This window comes from Pseudomonas sp. St29 (genome assembly GCF_001547915.1).
Classification (GTDB): domain Bacteria; phylum Pseudomonadota; class Gammaproteobacteria; order Pseudomonadales; family Pseudomonadaceae; genus Aquipseudomonas.
This window is the reverse complement of sequence record NZ_AP014628.1, coordinates 3,219,146-3,237,831: the sequence shown is the minus strand read 5'-3', so window position 1 is coordinate 3,237,831 and position 18,686 is coordinate 3,219,146. Positions and strand designations below refer to the sequence as shown.

The 18,686-nt window shown below is 64.0% G+C and carries 16 protein-coding genes; 7 read left to right on the top strand and 9 right to left on the bottom strand.

The genetic code is table 11. From position 1 onward, the window contains the following. Window positions 1-155: 155 nt before the first annotated feature. From feaR to PST29_RS14615, 4 genes are all read right to left on the bottom strand, one after another. Window positions 156-1,094 carry a transcriptional regulator FeaR gene (gene feaR, locus PST29_RS14630; protein ID WP_060839140.1) on the bottom strand — a complete coding sequence of 313 codons (939 nt, stop codon included), beginning with the start codon at window positions 1,092-1,094 and terminating at the stop codon, window positions 156-158. A gap of 150 nt (window positions 1,095-1,244) precedes the next feature. Beyond that, window positions 1,245-1,838 carry a DUF3156 family protein gene (locus PST29_RS14625; RefSeq protein ID WP_060843492.1) on the bottom strand — a complete coding sequence of 198 codons (594 nt, stop codon included), beginning with the start codon at window positions 1,836-1,838 and terminating at the stop codon, window positions 1,245-1,247. Further along, entirely contained in the window at window positions 1,804-3,324 is a 1,521-nt protein-coding gene (locus PST29_RS14620; protein ID WP_060843491.1) for an APC family permease, read from the bottom strand. The genes PST29_RS14625 and PST29_RS14620 overlap by 35 nt, the downstream gene beginning before the upstream one ends. Window positions 3,325-3,534: 210 nt before the next feature. Next, the gene (locus PST29_RS14615) at window positions 3,535-5,022 is read right to left on the bottom strand and encodes an aldehyde dehydrogenase family protein (RefSeq protein WP_060843490.1); all 1,488 of its coding nucleotides are present in this window, start codon (window positions 5,020-5,022) and stop codon (window positions 3,535-3,537) included. 225 nt (window positions 5,023-5,247) lie between these two features. Between PST29_RS14615 and PST29_RS14610 the strand changes: the two genes are divergently transcribed. The 5 genes from PST29_RS14610 (at window position 5,248) to PST29_RS14590 (ending at window position 10,544) form a co-directional block, all read left to right on the top strand. Next, entirely contained in the window at window positions 5,248-6,582 is a 1,335-nt protein-coding gene (locus tag PST29_RS14610; protein ID WP_060843489.1) for an aspartate aminotransferase family protein, read from the top strand. A 168-nt stretch (window positions 6,583-6,750) separates the two neighbouring features. After that, complete coding sequence (locus PST29_RS14605) at window positions 6,751-7,425, top strand: helix-turn-helix transcriptional regulator (protein ID WP_060843488.1); 675 nt, start codon at window positions 6,751-6,753, stop codon at window positions 7,423-7,425. Window positions 7,426-7,512: 87 nt separating this feature from the next. After that, window positions 7,513-8,328, top strand: coding sequence for a molybdenum cofactor biosynthesis F family protein (locus PST29_RS14600; RefSeq protein WP_060843487.1), 816 nt, complete (start codon window positions 7,513-7,515; stop codon window positions 8,326-8,328). Between the two features lie 75 nt (window positions 8,329-8,403). Continuing rightward, on the top strand, window positions 8,404-9,786 hold the full coding sequence (locus PST29_RS14595) for an aspartate aminotransferase family protein (protein ID WP_060843486.1): 1,383 nt from the start codon (window positions 8,404-8,406) through the stop codon (window positions 9,784-9,786). Continuing rightward, the gene (locus PST29_RS14590) at window positions 9,783-10,544 is read left to right on the top strand and encodes an SDR family oxidoreductase (protein ID WP_060843485.1); all 762 of its coding nucleotides are present in this window, start codon (window positions 9,783-9,785) and stop codon (window positions 10,542-10,544) included. Before PST29_RS14595 ends, PST29_RS14590 begins: the two co-directional genes overlap by 4 nt. 220 nt (window positions 10,545-10,764) lie before the next feature. Here the strand turns inward: PST29_RS14590 and PST29_RS14585 are convergent, their stop codons facing one another. Genes PST29_RS14585 through PST29_RS14570 form a run of 4 tightly spaced genes read right to left on the bottom strand, consistent with a single transcriptional unit; the run spans window position 10,765 to window position 14,579 of the window. Next, window positions 10,765-11,859 (bottom strand): polyamine ABC transporter substrate-binding protein, encoded by a 1,095-nt coding sequence (locus PST29_RS14585; RefSeq protein WP_060843484.1) that lies wholly within the window; start codon window positions 11,857-11,859, stop codon window positions 10,765-10,767. A gap of 48 nt (window positions 11,860-11,907) precedes the next feature. Next, complete coding sequence (locus PST29_RS14580; RefSeq protein WP_060839130.1) at window positions 11,908-12,249, bottom strand: cupin domain-containing protein; 342 nt, start codon at window positions 12,247-12,249, stop codon at window positions 11,908-11,910. Window positions 12,250-12,305: 56 nt separating this feature from the next. Continuing rightward, window positions 12,306-13,712, bottom strand: a complete 1,407-nt coding sequence (locus PST29_RS14575; RefSeq protein ID WP_060843483.1) for an NAD(P)/FAD-dependent oxidoreductase — start codon at window positions 13,710-13,712, stop codon at window positions 12,306-12,308. Between the two features lie 51 nt (window positions 13,713-13,763). Beyond that, on the bottom strand, window positions 13,764-14,579 hold the full coding sequence (locus PST29_RS14570; protein WP_060845123.1) for a helix-turn-helix transcriptional regulator: 816 nt from the start codon (window positions 14,577-14,579) through the stop codon (window positions 13,764-13,766). Window positions 14,580-14,857: 278 nt separating this feature from the next. Between PST29_RS14570 and PST29_RS14565 the strand changes: the two genes are divergently transcribed. After that, window positions 14,858-15,127 carry a DUF1652 domain-containing protein gene (locus PST29_RS14565; protein WP_042941150.1) on the top strand — a complete coding sequence of 90 codons (270 nt, stop codon included), beginning with the start codon at window positions 14,858-14,860 and terminating at the stop codon, window positions 15,125-15,127. 44 nt (window positions 15,128-15,171) lie between these two features. On the opposite strand, the gene PST29_RS14560 is transcribed toward PST29_RS14565, so the two are convergent. Then, window positions 15,172-17,637, bottom strand: coding sequence for a UvrD-helicase domain-containing protein (locus tag PST29_RS14560; RefSeq protein ID WP_060843482.1), 2,466 nt, complete (start codon window positions 17,635-17,637; stop codon window positions 15,172-15,174). A gap of 274 nt (window positions 17,638-17,911) precedes the next feature. Here PST29_RS14560 and PST29_RS14555 point away from each other — a divergent pair, with 274 nt between their 5' ends. Continuing rightward, on the top strand, window positions 17,912-18,607 hold the full coding sequence (locus tag PST29_RS14555) for a pirin family protein (protein ID WP_060843481.1): 696 nt from the start codon (window positions 17,912-17,914) through the stop codon (window positions 18,605-18,607). Window positions 18,608-18,686 lie beyond the last annotated feature (79 nt).

Genomic DNA, 18,686 nt, shown 5'->3' with positions numbered 1-18,686 from the left:
TTGCCAGTGTTCTCGGGGGCTGTATTGCTGCCTGCTTGCCTTCCGTAGGAGCTGGCTTGCCAGCGAAAGCGTCCGCCGGGCAACGCAACATCCAAGGGCCCCTTCGCCGGCAAGCCGGCTCCTCCATGGCCGGCGCAGGCGTCAGACTCAGGTTGCTACGCGTTGAGGGAGCGGGCGCGGAAGTCACGGGGCGATTGTTCGAAATGCTTCTTGAAGGTCCGGCTGAAATGCGCCGAATCGGTGAAGCCCCACTTGAAGGCAATGTCGGTGATCGACTCATTGCGCAATTGCGGATTGCTCAGATCGGCGGCGCTGCGCTTGAGTCGCGAGCGCTGGATGAATCGGCATACGCTGTCGCCCTGCTCTTCAAACAGTCGGTACAGCTGGCGCACCGAGATGTTCAACTGCGCCGCCAGGGAGACCGGGGTCAGCCCCGGCTCGTTGAGGGATTGATTGATCAGTTGCCGGGCCTGGTCACGCAGGCAGTGGCCATGCAGGCCGTGGTCAAAGCCATCCAGGGTGCTGGCGGTCTGGCGCAAGGTCGGCCCGAGCAAGGCAATCAGGGCTTCCTGCAAGGCCTGCCCCTCCTGTTGCGCGGCACACCCCTGCAGATCACCGGCGCAGATCTGCTCCACCAGCAAGCGCATCAAGCGACCACTGGCGCAGTTCTGTGACAGCTTGCCGAACTTGCGTTGCTGCTGCGGCAGATGCCGGTAGACCTCTTCCCGGCACAGGTGGAACGAAGCGTGTTCGATCAAACCGTGGGGCACGATCTCACAGGCACCGGCGGAATCCAGCAGGGCCATGTCGCCGGGGCCCAGCTCGACACTCTCGCCGCCCTGGCTCAGGCGGGCGTGACCACTGCGCTGGATGATCAGGAAACAATGACGGTCGTCCTCCTGGTCGACCTTGGTGCTCTGCCGGGAAATCAGCCCGGCGTTGGTGCGGATCTGCGCCACTTCCAGGCCGGCGTAATCCTGCAGACCCACTTCACCGATGAACAGAGCGGGGTTGCGTGCCGGGCGGGCCTCGAATCGGCCGCAGACACCCTGCAAGGCGCCTACCCAGGAACTGAAACTATGCGAAGCAAGCACTGTGCACCTCCATAAGCCGGTTTCAGACCGCCTTTGTTGTTATGGCGATATCATTAACATGTTATCTATTTGCCAGGCAAGGCGCCTGACAGCATGGATAGTCTGTTATGGCTTAAGCAGGGTGTATGCCAGTACTTGCGGTTATGTCGGTCAGAATTCTCGCAGAAGCTTGTACAACTCGGTGAAGCTGCCCAACAGCGCCTGCCGCTGTTCGGCGCTCAAGCGAATATAGCGCCGGAACCCAGGCAGACGATTGACCACCTCGCTGGCGGCGAAATGCTCCAGGCGCACTTGCCACCCCTGGTCATCCCGCCACAGTTCCAGGCGCTTGAAGTCCAACGGCAGCAAGCTCTCGAGTAACTTGCGGTCGCTACTCAGCCGCTGCAGCAAGGGCGTCCATGGCCCAGTCTCTGCGGCCAGCAAACGGGCGGCGACACCCCGACGGCGGATCGCCCCGGTGTGGTGCAAATTGATTCGCACCTGTCCCACCCCCGCGGCGGGTATTCGCAAGCGCCATTCACAGACCACGATATGCATCAGAAACTGCGCCAGCGGACGCTCATGCACGGTGAACTCCAGCCCTGTTTGCGGACAGCGAAAGACAGCCCCGGCTGCGCCGCAAGGGGTGCAGTCGAACCCCGCCAGATCCCTTCGCAAGTGCCCCAGGGTCAGCCCGGGGCAATAGCCCGAAGGCGCCTGGCGCCACCAGTCAAAGAGGTTTTGTCGCCAGCTTGAAAGACTCATCGGCCAGATGCTCCCGAGGACGGTTGTCGGTATCCGCTGCAAGGCCCAGGGCCTGCTCCAGCACCTCCTCCACCGGCACGGGCCGGAACGGATTGACCTTCTGCACCAGCAGGGTCCAGACCAGGGCATAGAGGGCGGTCAGGCCGAGCATGCTGCCGAAGGGTACATAGATGTCCCGTGGGTTCATCCCCGGTGGCGTGATGAACCACATGCCCAGCAGGATCCCCACTGAAGACAGGACCTGCGGCAGGGGGAACCAGGGCGATTTGTAGGCACGGGGCAGATCCGGCCGGCGAATGCGCAGCACCACCACCGACAGGGTCACCAGCAGGTAGGCGGTGCTCCAGGCACAGACCGCCGCCAGCACCAGGTGCATGATGCTGTCCGTGCTGCCGCCCAGCCACCAGGCATGCAGGCAGGGAATCAGCACTGCCACGGCGATGCACAGCAAGGGAGTCTTGAAACGCGGGTGCAGGTAGGTGAAGACCTTGGGCAAGGCTCCGTCCAGCGCCATGCCGTAGAGGATTCGCGGCAGGCCGGCCATCAGGGTGTTGATGGTGGCGGCGCCGGCAAACAACAGGCCAATGCCCAGCCAGATACGGCCGAACGGCCCCATGATCTGTTCGGCGAAATGCGGAATGGCCATGGGCGTGTCCAGCAGGTGCACGCTGCCGTCCTCGCTCAGGGCGATGTTCTCCACCTGGCGCTTCATGGCCGCGCCATAGATGAACATGCACAGCGCCACCCCCACCAGCCCCAGGGCCATGGCCCGGGGAATGGTCCTGGCGGCCTTGCGGACATCCGGGGTCAGGGGCGTGACGAACTCGCAACCGACGAACATGAACATGGCCATGCCCACCAGGGACAGGATGGTCGGCAGGTCGGTCCCCACCATCGACGCGCCGAACCAGCCGTCGAGCGCCACCGCTGGCGCCTTGATCACCCCCAGCACGCCAAAGACCATGAGGGTGGTCCACATGCCGAAGGTCAGGATCACTTCGGCACGACTGAAGGCGGTGATCCCTACCGCGTTGAGCAGGCCGAAGAACAGCACCAGCCCCACGCCCACCAGCCAGGCGCTGCCACTCTGCTCCAGCAAGGTGTTGAGGGATTCGAAGTTCACCAGGGCCATGATGCCGCTGAGAATGGTTTCCGCCGTGCCGGCGAACACATGCACGATCAGGTAGGCGGACAAGGTGCCGGTGATGGCGAAGAAACGCCCCAGTCCGCAGGCCAGGTAGTCATAGACCGAACCGTTGGTGGGCAGCAGGCAGGCCGCTTCGGCGAAGGTGGTGGACTGCGCCAGCATCATCAGCAAGGCGATCAGCATCGCCGCGGCAAACGCGCCGCCGCCGATCCCGAATCCGGTGGTGGCCGTGAGGATCACCGGGCTGGCCATGATCAGCCCCACGGCGCTGGCCAGTGCCGTGGGAAAACCGACTACCCCCTGATCCAGGTGGCGCTTGAGTCTGTCGTTGAGCGACATGATGGTAAACCTCGAAAGCATGGGTTGATGATTGTTGTTCTAGGCATTTCAAGGGCACGCCTGATGGCGCAGTGCTTGGCTGTCTGACGCAGCTGTCGGCACATGTTCGGCCTGGTCCGCAGGAGCGGGCTTGTCAGCGAAGGTGTCCTCAAGGGCAACGCAAAACTCGAGGGCCTGCTCGCCGGCAAGCCGGCTCCTGCGGGGGCGATTTCAATAGGCGATGCACACCGACTTGTTCTCGGTATAGGCCTCGATGGCCGCATGGCCCATCTCACGGCCGATGCCCGACTGCTTGTAGCCACCGAAAGGCATCGACGGGTCCAGCATGTTGTGGGTGTTGACCCACACCGTGCCGGCCTTGATCTGTGGAATCAGTTGCATGACCCGCCCCAGATCGTTGGACCAGATGCTCGCCCCCAGCCCGTACTGGTTGTCGTTGGCCAGCCCCACCACGTCATCCAGGGTGTCGAACGGCGTGGCCACCACCACCGGGCCGAAGATCTCCTCGCGCACCAGTTGCTGGTCGGCACGCACATCGGCGATCACCGTGGGACGGACATAGAAACCCTGCTCGCCATGGGCGACACCGCCACACAGCAGCCGGGCCCCTTCTTCGACTCCGCGCCGGACCATCTGCAGCACGCGCTTCTGCTGCTTGGCGGAGATCAGCGGGTTGATCTGCGCCTGCTCGTCGAGCCCCGGCCCGATGCTCAGGGAGTCGGCGATGCCCACCAGCCGCTCCAGCACCTCGTGATAGATCCCGCGCTGGATGTACAGGCGTGACCCCGCGGTGCAGACCTGGCCCTGATTGAAGAAGATCGCCGCGGCAGCACCGGCGGCGGCGGTCTGCGGATCGCAGTCGTCGAGGACGATCACCGGCGACTTGCCCCCCAGCTCCAGGGAGAAGCGTGTCATGTTGTCCACCGCGGCATGGCCGATCAGCTTGCCGACCTGGGTCGAGCCGGTGAACGCCAGCTTGTCGATACCCGGATGGGCGGCCAGCGCCGCACCGGCCTGGGCGCCGCTGCCAGTCACCACATTGACCACGCCGGGCGCGATCCCCGCCTCCAGGCACAGCTGGCCCAGACGCAGCGCGGTCAGCGGGGTTTCGTCCGCAGGCTTGAGCACCACGGTGCAACCGCAGGCCAGGGCGGGAACGATTTTCCAGATGGCCATCAGCAACGGAAAATTCCACGGCACTATGGCACCGACCACCCCCACCGGTTCCGGCACCGTGTAGGCGCGGTACTGCGCCCCCGGCACCGCGGCGATGGAAACGTCCAGGCTCTTGCCTTCGATCTTGGTGGCCCACCCGGCCATGTAGCGGGTGAACTCCGCAGCGGCCCCTACCTCCAGGGCCCGAGCCAGGTGAATCGACTGACCGTTGTTGAGGGTTTCCAGCTGGGCCAGTTCCTCGCCATGGATCTCCAGCAGGTCCGCCAACCTCAACAGCAGGCGTTCGCGATCCGCCGGGCGCAGCGCCTTCCAGCTGCCCTCGAACGCCCGGCGCGCGGCACCCACCGCCAGATCGATATCGGCCTGGTCGGCGGCGGCAACCTGGGTCAACTGCTCGCCGCTGGCGGGGTTGTACACCGGCATCCGCGCCCCGGAGAGCGCCGGCTGGCTGTGACCGTCAATCAGCAGACCGTGCTGACTGTCTATGAATGCAGCGACACGTGGGTCGATGGCAACGCTCATCTTCAATCCTCGCAGTTGGACCTTGTTCGACCTGGACTTTGAGCCCAAAGCCGCATGCCGTCTTGATCCTGGCTGCCGCAAAACTTGGCCCTGGCTGCCAGTCGCGCCGGCTGCAGCGCCGCTGGCAGCCTGGGTCAAATGCCCTGGCACACAGAGGCAAGCCAGCCGCCGGCAAATGACGCACTAATAGCTCCACGCTGTCCGTGCGATTTCAGGAGACTCAACGTGAGCGAAGCAAGCCGTTTCTGGCACCCCATGCTGCACCCCAACGAAATGAAGCAACGCGAGCCGATCCGCATCGTTCGCGGTGATGGCTGCTATGTCTATGACGACCAGGGCCACCAGCTGGTGGATGGCGTTGCCGGGCTGTGGAACGTCAACGTCGGCCACAACCGCAAGGAAGTGAAAGCCGCCATCACCGCGCAGCTCGATGAGCTGGAGTACTTCCAGCTGTTCGACGGGGTCAGCCACCCACGGGCCGAGGAACTGTCCAGGGTGGTGATGAACCTGCTGGAGCCCGAGGACATGACCCGGGTGTCCTTCAGTTCCGGCGGCTCGGACGCCATCGAGAGCGCGCTGAAACTGGCCCGCCAGTACTGGAAGCTCGAAGGCCAGGCCGATCGCACCAAGTTCATTTCCCTGCGCCAGGGCTATCACGGCACCCATTTCGGGGGGGCCTCGGTCAACGGCAACACCGTGTTCCGGCGCAACTACGAGCCTTTGCTGCCCGGTTGCTACCACATCGACACGCCCTGGCTGTACCGCAACCCCTACAGCCAGGATCCAGAGGAACTGGGCAAGATCTGCGCCGACCTGCTGGAGCGGGAAATCCAGTTCCAGAGCCCGGACACCGTGGCGGCGTTCATTGCCGAGCCGATCCAGGGCGCTGGCGGCGTCATAGTGCCTCCGGCCAACTACTGGCCATTGATCCGCGAAGTCTGCGACAAGTACGGGGTCCTGCTGATCGCCGATGAGGTGGTCACCGGCTTCGGGCGCAGCGGCTCGATGTTCGGCAGCCGCCTGTGGGGCGTCAAACCCGACATCATGTGCCTGGCCAAGGGCATCACCTCGGGCTACATCCCCCTGGGCGCCACCGTGGTCAATCGCCGGATCGAGGCGGCCTTCGAAAAGAACACCAACTTCACGGGCGCCATCATGCACGGCTACACCTACTCCGGGCACCCCGTGGCCTGCGCCGCCGCCCTGGCCTGCCTGGACATCGTGGTCAAGGAAGACCTGCCGGCCAACGCGGCGAAAATGGGCGACTACATGCTCGGCAAGCTGCGGCCCTTCGTTGATCGCTTCGAAAGCGTCGGCGAAGTGCGCGGTCAGGGTCTGATGCTGGCCCTGGACCTGGTGGCGGACAAGACCACCCGCGAGCCCATCGACCCCATGAGCGGCTACGCCAGTCAGGTGGCGCAGATTGCCCGGGACAACGGCGTCATGGTGCGCCCGGTGGGCACCAAGATCATTCTCTCGCCGCCTTTGGTGATCCAGCAGGCCCAGGTGGACGCCATAGTCGACGCCCTGGCCGAAGGGCTGAGCCGGGCTCGCCGCTAACCCCGTCGCAGGCTGCGATCCATGAAGCACGGATCGCAGCCTGAATGGACCGAATACCTGCCAGGGAGACCACTTCCGTTTTTCATCGGTGGCGTGCATAAAGCACAGGCACAGATAACCAGCCCCATTCCCGAAGCCGCTGCCTCCACGGGCAGCCAGGAGACATCCATGACCGCGTCCGCTTCACTGCCCGGGGTCCATGAGCTGGGACAGCGTTGCATTGCCGCCTTCACCCGGGTGGTGCCCGCCACCCTCTGCGCCTTCTACCGCATCGACCCGCAATTGCAGGCCCGGGACTTTTCGCTGTACTGCATGCCCGAGCCGATGCACCAGGCCTACCTGCAACGCTACCGCCACTATGACCCGCTGCAACCGCGCCACTGCGCCGCCGCGGGGCGCCCGGTGCTGTCGCTGCACATGGGCATGGCCCACCAGGGCCGCCACGCTTCCGAGGTCTACCAGGGGTTTCTGCAACGCCACGGCGTGCTCGACGTGGTGGAAATCCTGGCCTGCGACGGCGAGCGCCCCATCGCCGGCCTGTCACTGCTGCGGAACCACGCCCTGGGACATTTCCGCGTTGACGAACTGCAGACCCTGCATGCCTTGCAGGGGCTGCTGGAAATCGCCGCCCTGGCACCCTACTCCCAGGTCGACCAGCGCCTGTCCACCCTCACGCCCCGGGAGCGGGAAATCGCCTGGCTGCTCCGGGACGGCGCCGACAACAAGACCATCGCCAGGCGCCTGGAGCTGGGCCTGCCCACGGTCAAGACCCACCTGATCAACCTGTTCCGCAAGGTCGGCGTCGGCAATCGCACCGAACTGGTGAGTTCGCTGTTCCTTTGAGCGCCACACCTCAACCATGTGGTTGATGGGCAGCGCCGCTGCACGGATCGAACATGGGGCTCTCCTTCGGCAGACAAGAGCCTTGCCATGAATCAGCAACCTGAATGGATCACCGTCGGCGCCCTGGCGGACGGTTTTGCCAGCGACAACCACATCCTTCCCCCGATCGATGATCTGGCCGGTCGCACCCTGACCCTGTACTTCGATAATGGCTGGCAGATCGAACACCGGTTCGACACCCAGACCCTCAGCTGGAACGCCCCTGGCGAACCGGCGAGCGCCGCACGGCCCTATCGCGCCACCTCGGTGCGCCCGGGCATCTACCTGGTGGACTTCCTCAAGCAGGAGCAAGGCCGGACCCACTCGGTGAGCCTGGTCCTGGACCTGCAACAACAGTGCTTCACCGCCGTCATCGGCCAGATGCCGACGCAGGCCGAGTGCAGCGTGGACCTGTTCAGCCGCGCCCTGTCCGGTGGCGAGTTGACCTCGGTCAAAGCCCAATTCCTGCATGGCAGCGTCGATGTGCCCGCCCGAGCCGAGACGCCGCGGCACTCGCCCAGCGATGAACTGATCGGCCTGCGCAACCAGTACATCTACAGCACCAGCGAGTCCTATGAGCATGTCTACCTCAACGCCAACTTCTACAGCTGGCAATGCCTCAAGGGCGTGGAACAAGGCCTGGCGGACACCGATCGCTGTCATTACTACAAGGTCGCCGAGCAGCTGTACCTGTTCGTCTGGCGCGAGAAGATCGTCCCGACCCTGGGCCTGGTGCTGATCGACCTGCAGGCCGGACGCAGCGACGGCAAGATCTTCGGCTATCAGGGCACAGACTTCAGCCATGCCGCCAACTTCCCGGTGGGGGCTCTGGCTCGGGTGCTCAATCGCACCCATCACGGCTGATTCCAGCGCCATGCAGGCCCAGCGCCGGCTCCACCGCCAGCAACGGCCCGCCCACCTATCGCACAGGACACACTCATGACTCTGGGTCTCGATCTGCAACGCGTCGCCAACAGCTACCAGGGCGAACTGCAACGGTTCGCCGAACAACACCCGCGCTCCGGCGCCTTCTACCAGCAAAACCTCCAGCATTGGCTGTACGGCGCACCATTGCACTGGATGCAGCAATGGCCCGGCGCCTACCCGATCATGGTGGCCGATGCCCGGGGCGCCACCCTTACCGACTGCGACGGCCATGAATACGTGGACTTTGCCCTGGGCGACACCGGCGCCATGTTCGGTCACGCCCAGCCGGCCGTGGCCGCAGCCATCGCCGAACAGGCGCTGCATGGCTCGACCCTGATGCTGCCCACTGCCGACAGCCTGTGGGTCGGCAAGGAGCTGAGCCGGCGCTTTGGCCTGCCTTACTGGCAGGTCACCACCTCGGCCACCGACGCCAACCGCTTTGTCCTGCGCCTTTGCCGGATGATCACCGGGCGGCAGAAGGTCCTGGTGTTCAACTGCAACTACCACGGCAGCGTCGACGAATCCCAGGTGGAATTCGACGCCCAGGGTCGGATGATTCCCCGCGACGGCGTGCACGCCAACGGCCTGCAGCACCAGGCCACCACCCGGCTGGTGGAGTTCAACGACCTGCCGGCCCTGGAGGCGGCCCTGGCCCACGGCGACGTGGCCGCGGTCCTCACCGAACCCTTCATGACCAACGTCGGCATGGTGCCGCCGGCAGCGGGCTTTCATGAGGGCCTGCGGGAACTGACCCGGCGCTTCGACGTGCCGCTGATCATCGACGAAACCCATACCCTGTCCTGCGGACCGGGAGGCTATTGCGGCGAACAGGGGTTGGAGCCGGACTTCTTCGTCCTCGGCAAATCCATCGCCGGGGGCATTCCCACGGCCGTGTGGGGCAGCAGCCGGGCCATGGCCGAGCGGATCTGGCAGGTGCTGCCGCATTTTCAGCCGGGTCAGGCCATCAATCACTTCGGCTTCGGCGGCACCCTGGCCGGCAACGCCCTGCAGATGGCCGCCATGCGCGCCACCTTCAGCGAGGTGATGACCCCGGAGAACTACGCGCGCATGTTCCGGCTGGCCGAACGCCTGCGGGCCGGGGTCGAAGCCATCATCAGCAAGCATCGCCTGCCCTGGCACGTGACTCGCATCGGCGCCCGGGTCGAGTACCTGTTCATGCAGCAGGCCCCGCGCAACGGCGGCGAAGCCCACCACGCCCGCCACGGGCTGATCGAGGCCTATCTGCACCTGTACCTGCTCAATCGCGGGGTCTTGCTGACCCCGTTCCACAACATGGCCCTGCTCTGCCCGGACGCCAGCGAGGAGCAGGTCGACCTGCATAATCGGCTGCTGGATCAATGCCTGAGCCAGGTCCTGCAAGGCCTGCCGTCATGAGCCTGGAACAGCGCGGACGCATTGCCCTGGTCACCGGCTCGGGCCAGGGTATTGGCCGGGCGATCGCCCAGGTGTTCGCCGCCGGGGGCGCCAAGGTCATGCTGGCCACCCGCAGCGCTGCGTCAGGCGCCGAAACCCAACGCCTGATTCGTCAGGCTGGCGGAACAGCGGAGCTGCTGACCCTGGACCTCGGCACCCGGGCAGCCGCCGAACAGGCGGTAGCGGCGACCTTGGACGCCTTTGGCGGCCTGGACCTGCTGCTGCACAACGCCGGGATCTTTCCGATGCAGAAGCTGGCCGAGCTTGAGGAGCAGACCCTCGACAGCACCTTGGCGGTGAATCTGAAAAGCTGCTTCTGGCTGACCCAGGCAGCCTTGCCGGCGCTACGCCGGGCCCGAGCACCGCGGATCGTCGTCACCTCATCGGTGACCGGCCCACGCACGGCAATTCCCGGACTGGCCCACTACGCGGCGTCCAAGGCGGGGGTCAATGGCTTCATTCGCGCAGCGGCACTGGAACTGGCGGAGTATGGAATCACCGTCAACGGCGTTGAGCCGGGGCTTATCGCCACCCAAGCCATGGACAACCTCGGCGACGCCGCGACCCTGGCCAAGGGCATTCCCCTAGGGCGCCTGGGAATGCCTGAGGACATTGCCTACGCCATGTTGTTCCTGGCCTCGCCACAGGCCGGCTACATCACCGGCCAGACCCTGATAGTGGACGGCGGCGCCCTGCTCCCGGAAAACAGCCAATTGTAGGCGTAGCCCTGCCAGCGAAGGCGCCCTCAAGGGCAGTGCTTGTCTCTGAGGCCTCTTCGCCGGCAAGCCGGCTCCTACAAAAATCGGCGGGGCTGATTCGTTGATACATCCCGTTCTCGTAGGAGCTGGCTTGCCAGCGAAGGCGTCCTCAAGGGCGGTGCTTGTCTCTGAGGCCTCTTCGCCGGCAAGCCGGCTCCTACGCAGCTTGTGGGTATGGGGATCAGTTGCCGCTGCGGATCTTGTTCCACAAGCGGGTGCGGATACGGTCGATGTCCAGCGGCATGGCTTGCAGGGCGAACAATGTGCCCATCATGGCCGGGCTCGGGTAAACCTTGGTGTCGTTCTTGATCGCTGGATCGACCAGAGCATCGGCTTGCTGGTTACCATTGGCGTAATGCACGTAGTTGCTGATGTTGGCCATTACGTCCGGGCGCAGCAGGTAGTTCATAAAGGCATACCCGGCCTTCTCATCCGGTGCGTCCACAGGCATGGCCACCATGTCGAACCAGATCGGCGAGCCTTCCTTGGGAATCGAATAGCCGATCTCCACCCCGTTCTTCGCTTCCCTGGCCCGGCTCTCCGCTTGCAGGATGTCCCCGGAGAACCCCACCGCCACGCAAATATTGCCGTTGGCCAGGTCGCTGGTGTACTTCGACGAATGGAAGTAGCTGACATAAGGCCGGACCGTCATCAGCAGCGCCTCGGCTTTCTTGTAGTCCGCCGGGTTCTTGCTGTGGTGTGGCAGCCCCAGGTAATTCAAGGCTGTGGGAATCAGTTCGGGGCCGTTGTCGAGAATCGCCACGCCGCACTTCTGCAGCTTCTGCATGTACTCGGGCTTGAAGATCAGGTCCCAGGAGTCCAGCGGTGCGTCATCCCCCAGCACTTCCTTGATCTTGGCCACGTTGTAGCCAATCCCGGTGCTGCCCCACAGGTACGGAAAACCGTGCTGGTTGCCCGGGTCATTGACCTCCAGCGCTTTGAGCAGCGCCGGGTTAAGGTTTTTCCAGTTGGGCAACTGGCTCTTGTCGAGCTTCTTCAACGCCCCGCCCTGGATCTGCCGCGCCATGAAATGGTTGGAGGGAAACACCACGTCGTAACCGGATTTACCGGTCATCAGCTTGCCGTCCAGGGTCTCGTTGCTGTCGTAGACGTCATAGGTGAAACCTGTCCCGGTTTCCTTCTGGAACTGCTTGGTGGTGTCGGGGGCGATGTAGTCCGACCAGTTGTAGATCTTCACCGTGTCGGCGGCCTGGGCCAGGGAGGCGCCGAACAACAGTGCATTGAATAACAGCAAAGCGGAGTTCTTGCGGATCATGGATCGTTACCTGTGGCTGGTTTTGTTATTGGCAGGCAATCAAGGGGATCAGTAAATCAGGACGTAGGTCTTGCGCACCGTTTCCTGGATGTCCCAGATCCCGGTGCTGTTGGCCGGCAACATCAGTGCATCGCCGGCTTCTATGTGCAGTGGCTCGCCATCGTCGGGGGTGAAGGTGCAACGCCCCTGGATGAAGTGACAGAACTCCTGGGCGACGATCTGTCGCCGCCAGCGCCCCGGAGTGCACTCCCAGATCCCGGTCTCGACCCCGTCGTCGCGCTCGACGGCGGTCACTGAGGTCATCGCCACCGGGGTGCCCAGAGGCACGGCGACCGGCGTCGAGGGGTCCAGGGTGACACTGGCGGTGTTCTTGAATTGCGTGATGCTCATGGGCTCTACCTTTCACTGGACATTCAAACGGACATCGTTCGCTACAAAAAACCGATTCAGTGCATCAAGCCTTCCATGAACCCGGCGACCCGGCTGGCCATGCGCCGCCGCCACGGGGCCGACGCGGGGTTGGCCAGGGTCTGGTCTTCATGGACGAAGCTGCGAATGATTGCGTTGTAACCCAGCCAGCGACAGGGCTCCGGCTCCCAGGCACGCAGGGCTTCCAGGCGGCTTTGCGGCAGCACCCAGGGTTGGCGGACCAGCGCGCTGTCGCGCTCGAGAATCAGGTCGGCCAGGGTCCGCCCCCCCAGGTTGCTGGCACCGACCCCCTCTCCGCCGTAACCGCCGGACAGCGCGATGCCCTTGTGCCGGTCGCATAGCATGTGCGGCTTGAAGTGCCGGGACATGCCCAGGTTGCCGCCCCAGGAATGGGTGATGCGCACGTTCTTGAGTTGCGGGAACAGTTCGCCGAACAGGTAGCGGCGCAGCTCCACTTCGTCCCGGGTCAGGTCGAAGTCATGGCGCAGCTTGCCGGCGAACTGATAGCCACCACGGGCGCCGAACACCAGGCGATTGTCCCGGGACCGCTGGCCGTAGGTGACCTGGCGACTGCTCTCGCTGAAGGCCTGGCCCTGGCTCAGGCCGATCTCGTCCCAGACCGACTCCGCCAGCGGCTCGGTGGCCACCAGCAGGCTTTGCACCGGCAGTTGATACCGGCCCAGGGGTGGCAGGGTCACCGAATAACCCTCCACCGCCGGCACTATCCAGTGACTGCGCACGGCGGCCCTGGCGGTCTTGAGGCTGCCGGACTGCCAGTGGCTCACCGGACTGTTCTCGTAGATGCTCACCCCCAGGCGTTCCACCGCCCGGGCCAGGCCTCGCACCAGCCTGGCCGGCTGGATGGTCGCGCAATGCTTGGCGTAGATGCCGCCATAGGGCTTGGCCACGCGGATCTGCTGGGCCAGTTGTTGCGGGTCCAGCCAGTGGTAGTCGTCCGGCTCCAGGCCCTGGGCGTAGAGCTTGTCCAGGTACTGGCGCAGGCTGGTTTCCTGCTCGGGATAGCGGGCCGCGCAGTACAGCACTCCGCCCTTGCGATAGTCACAATCGATGCCTTCGCGCTGGAGGACGCTGGCCACTTCATCGGGAATGCCATGCAGCAGCTTGTAGGAAGCCCGGCGCTGCTGCGGCGACAGCCCGGCCAGCAACCGGTCCTCCCCCAGCAGATTGCCCATCAGCCAGCCGCCATTGCGGCCCGAGGCGCCAAAACCCGCGGTCTGGGCCTCGATCACTGCGATCTTGAGCTGCGGTGCCTGGCGCTTGAGGTAGTAGGCGGTCCACAGGCCGGTGTAACCGGCACCGATGATCGCCACGTCCAGGTCCAGGTCCTGCTCGAGCGCCGGCCGCGGCAACAGCGGCTCGTCGAGCTGGTCCATCCACAAACTGATACTGCGCCACGCTGGCATGCAAGCACTCCGCAACCCGAATTTCGAATGCGGCGATCCTAGTGCCTGTATTCAGGGGTTGTCTTGCGCGCGGGCACGCAAAGAAATTTGCCTGACGTAGGCCTTGGGCGACTGCCCGGTGTGCTGGCGGAAACAGCTGTAGAACGCCGAGAGTGAATTGAACCCGGCAGCAAAGGCCAACTCGTCGACCCGCAGCGGCGGCGTCGCCTGGTCGAGGGCGCTCAGCACATGCTGCAGGCGCGCCTGATTGACATAGCGGTAGAAACTCTGCCCCAGCACCTGATTGAGCAGATAGGAAATCTGATTGCGGCTATAGCCGCATTCGCGGGCCACCCGCTGCAGGTCCAGTTCCGGGTCGAGGTACGGCTGCTGACGCTGAAAATACTGCTGCAGGTCCTCGGCCATGAACCCCAGCTGGCGCGGCGACAGGCCCAGGCGGCTGACGGCCGGGCGCTGGCTGCCGGAAGCCTTGCCCGCCCCGGGCGCATGCACCAGGGAGGCGTACTCATTGACCCGCCAGATCAGCCCGTCACGCACGGTGATGGCTTCGCTGGAGCGGAACGACACCAGCCCCTGGCCGCCACGCAAGGTCACCTGGTACTGAATGAAGGCCGTGTCGCCATCCAGGCGAATCCGGTCGCAATGCTCCAGGGCCTCGTCCGGGGCCCGGGGCATGCTGGCCTGCACATACTCGCGCAGCTCGTCGAGGCCCAGGGTGCGATTCTGGAAAAAGTCGTTGTACTGAATCTCGGGGTGATACAGCGCCATCACGCCATCAAGGTCGCGGTGCTTCCAGCACAGGTGATAACGCATCACGGTTTCACCGGTGGCCTGGGTCAGCAGCGGCCCGTCATCAGGGACAGACATAGGTTTCTCGAACAGGAAAAGGCGCAGCTTGCCGAACTTGCGCAGCGGCTTCAACGACCACCCGCGCGATGCGGATCGTGGCACGACGATGGCACTGCCCGCCAAGACATGACCTGCATCATGAATCCGACAGACAACTGCCGGACGGTGGGCAAAAAAACGCCGAGCTGTCATCAGCCGGTGCTACTTTTATAGCCTCAAGCGAGCAGATCAATGACGATCCGCTCGTCCCTACCGCGAGCACAAGGAAGCGCTCAATGAATCAGGGTGGGCCACCGATGAACAGAGTCTGGGCCAGTAAAGTCACCTTTCCCAACGCCTGCCAGCTGATGCGCTGGCATTTCCATCCCCTGGGCTTCGAAGCCAGCATGGATGCACCCGGCAGCATGATCGCCCGGCTGTTCGACCGTGCCAGCGGCGAAACCATGATTGCCATCGCCGGCATTCCCTGTGCCACGGTGATGAGCGCAGCGGATGTCGAACGAATAATCGAGGCTGTGGAGGACGAACTGGAGGCCTTTGCCCCCTCTCTGGCGCTCAAGGCCTGATACGCGGCCGCCTCGACTGAAGCCCGCCTGACCGGCGGGCTTTTTCATGCTCGCTGCCGCAGGTCGGAAAAATATGGCTTGTCGCCCGGCACCCGGTCCGAAGCCTTGGGCGCATTGCCCGCCGTCGACTCCTGGGGATCGACGTACCAGTAGCAATGCTTGACCGCGCGGGTGATGCCCACGTAGGCCAGGCGCAGGATCTCGTCCTTCTGCGCATTGTCGTAAGGCTCCGCGTCGCCATCCTTGCCCAGCCCGGCCTGCCGATAGACCTGGTTCTTGTAGGGTGAACTGCTCAGGTGCTGGCAATCGCCCAGCAGGAACACGGCATCCGCCTGCAGGCCTTTGGCGCTGTGATAGGTCAGTTGCTTGAGCCGGCGGGCCGCCGGCGGCAAGCTAGAATCAACATTAACTATTTGAGAAATATGCTGCTCAATCAACAACTTATCGCTTGTTTTTCGAAACAGCATCAAGATTGAATCACCCTGACGGTAATGCTCTGCCAGGCGCCGAGCCAAGTCCTGGTCGTCCCGATCCAGCACCTGCACCGGCCACAGCTCCCTGTCCTGGCCAACAGCCTTGGCCTTCTTGCCGGCAATGGCCGGGGCAGCGCGGACAATGTGCTCGGCAGCGTCGATCACGTGCTGGTGACTGCGGTAGTTCTCGCTGAGCATCACCCGCGTGGTGCCCGGCGACGGGAACTCCTTGTTGAATTCGATGAAGTACTTCGGCGAGCTGCCGCGCCAGCCGTAGATCGACTGCCAGTCGTCACCGACACAGAGCAAGGATGAATGCTGGGCCCCGCGCCCCAGGTTCAAGGCCGCGCCACGGCGGCGGATCTCGCCAAGGCTGGCCTTGATCCAGGAGACGATCTGCGGCGACACATCCTGAAATTCGTCGATCATCAGGTGCGACATCGGCCGCAGGCAGGCATCGCTGAGCAGCTTGAAGTTTTCCGGCGAGCGCTCGCTGAACAGGGCGAACATCCGGTTGTAGCTCATGATGGGCGGCGACTGGTCCAGCAGGTGGTCCTCCAGGGCCCGCCAGAACAGGCTCAAGGCCTCGAAGAAGAAACGATCCGGGTCGTCCTGGGCAAAGCTCATGCCGGCTACGGCGTCCCCGACCTCCAGTCCCAGGTTCTCGATAAAGCCGGCCGCCGCCACAAAGCAGTCCAGCAAGGGGGCCGAGGCCAGCTCGCCCTTGACCCGATAATCGAAACCCGGCCCCGCACTGACCTGGGCAGAAAAGGCCCCTGAGACGCGCCTTGCTCCTTCGTAACTATCAAGCCAAATCAAAGGCTTACGGCAGAAAGCTTGAAACAGGGTGCGCTTTACAGCGCACTCGGCGCGCACCGTCAGCTTGGCCCCGGGCCGGGTGATCTGGGGGCTCTCCCGAGGATCGAAGCCGAGCACGACCCAGGCATCCAGCTCGGCGGCATAACCATGGCAATAGAAGGTCGACCCGTTAATCAAGAAACTCTGGCGCCGGGGCTCGATCCCCTGAATCGGCCAGGCACCGGCACGCAGCCATAGGTCTTCCACGGTGTCGCACAGCTCTTCGTCACGCTTGGCCGCCAACTCGGTGACCGCCACGCGCTTTTGCACATCGGGGTGATCGCGCTCCAGCTCCCTGAGCTGCAGGGCGTGGCGCGCCAAGGGTTGCAAAGCCCGGCGGAAGCGCTCGTCACTGCGATACAGCGCCTGATAGCAGGCATTGAGGTGCTGGCGCTGGGCATCGTTGATGCGCAGATCGAAGGGGTTGCTGTCCACCTCGTCCTCGGCACCTGGCTGGCGCTCGCTGAGGTTCTCGAAGGCCTGCAAGCGCTCCAGCCCCGGCAGGCTGCGCACCATGGGCAGGATCCGCGAATGGAAGGTGCGCACCAGGTCCCGGGCTTCGCGGGGAGCCAGTACCCGTCCCCACAGGGCAAAGACTTCCACCAGCTTGCCGATGAAGTCCTTGCGCGACTCCCGGGTGAAGGTCACCACAGTCATCGAATCCAGCTCGAATCCCAGGTAGTGGCTGAGCAGCAACAGACGCAGCACCAGCGACGTCGACTTGCCGGCCCCGGCCCCGGCAATCACCGCCGTGGCCGGTGTGTCGCTGAAGATCATCTTCCACTGAGCGGCACTGGGCTGGGCCCGGGCCGGCAACAAGCGGGCGACATCGGCCTTGAAGCGCTTCTTCAGCTCGGCACTCAGCGGCAGGCGCCAGTCGTCGAACAACCGGTCATCCACCCCTGGCGGCCGGTGCTCGGTGTTGCGGCTGTCGCGGATCAACAGCACCTGACGGCCTTCTTCCAGCCCCTCAAGCCGGCCCTCCTGGTAGCCGTACTCCACTCCCGCCGTGTGACCGCTGCGAAAGCCGTCGGCCTGACCGTGCAGCCAGGAGGCCCGATGCTGGGCCCGCAGGCGGTTCAGGCCATGACCGAAGAAGCGCGCAGCCAGGCGCTTCAACAGGGGCATCTGGGCCAGGGGCAAAAGCTCGGGGGGCAGATCGGAATTGTGTTGCGACACGCGGACTCCAAGGGGGTGAGGCTGAGCGGTAATGGTCGCCGGATTTATTCCTGGTATCCAGCGAATTGCTTGCAGGTCATTAACTTAAGCGATGAACCGAAGGTTTAACACCAAGATTCCGACAAAATAATCATCTAATTTTACGATTGGATTACGGCATTTTTTGCGCTTTTTATCGATCTATGACTGATAGAAGATGCACGCCATCAACCAACGGTTATCGTTTTTGGCCCGGGTACAAGGCGCCATGGCGAAGCCTAATGAGGAGACGATCATGCTTGAACTCAGACCCTTCAGCTCCCTGGGCGGCGCACACCACGGCTGGCTGGATGCTCATCACCACTTTTCCTTCGCCGAGTACTACGACCCCAAGCGCATGCACTGGGGCAACCTGCGGGTCTGGAACGATGACGTGATCGCTCCCGGCACCGGTTTTCCCCAGCACCCGCACCGGGACATGGAAATCATTACCTACGTCCGCGAAGGCGCCATCAGCCATCAGGACAACCTGGGCAACAAGGGCCGCACCGAGGCCGGCGATGTGCAGGTCATGAGCGCCGGGACCGGGATCGCCCACAGCGAATACAACCTGGAAGCCACGCCGACCAAGATCTTCCAGATCTGGATCGTTCCCAACCAGGCCGGTTCTGCGCCGTCCTGGGGCGCCAAGCCTTTTCCCAAGGGGCTGCGCGAGGGTTTTGTGACCCTGGCCAGCGGCAAGGACGGCGACGAGGAAAGCTTGCGCATTCGAGCCGACGCACGGCTGGTGGCGGCCAACCTGAAGGCTGGGGAAACCGCCGAGTACCATCTGGACGCTGGACGCCGGGCTTATCTGGTGCCGGCTACCGGAGCGATCGAGATCAACGGCTTGCGCGCCGAAGCTCGAGATGGGGTTGCGGTCGAGGACGAGCGAGTGCTGCGAGTGAGCGCGCTGCAGGACAGTGAGATCGTGCTGGTGGATCTGGCGTGAAGCGCTGCGGCCAATAAAAGCGCTGTGGCAAAAAAAAGGGGCGACCGTGAAGGTCGCCCCTTTTTTATTGGCCGGCGAG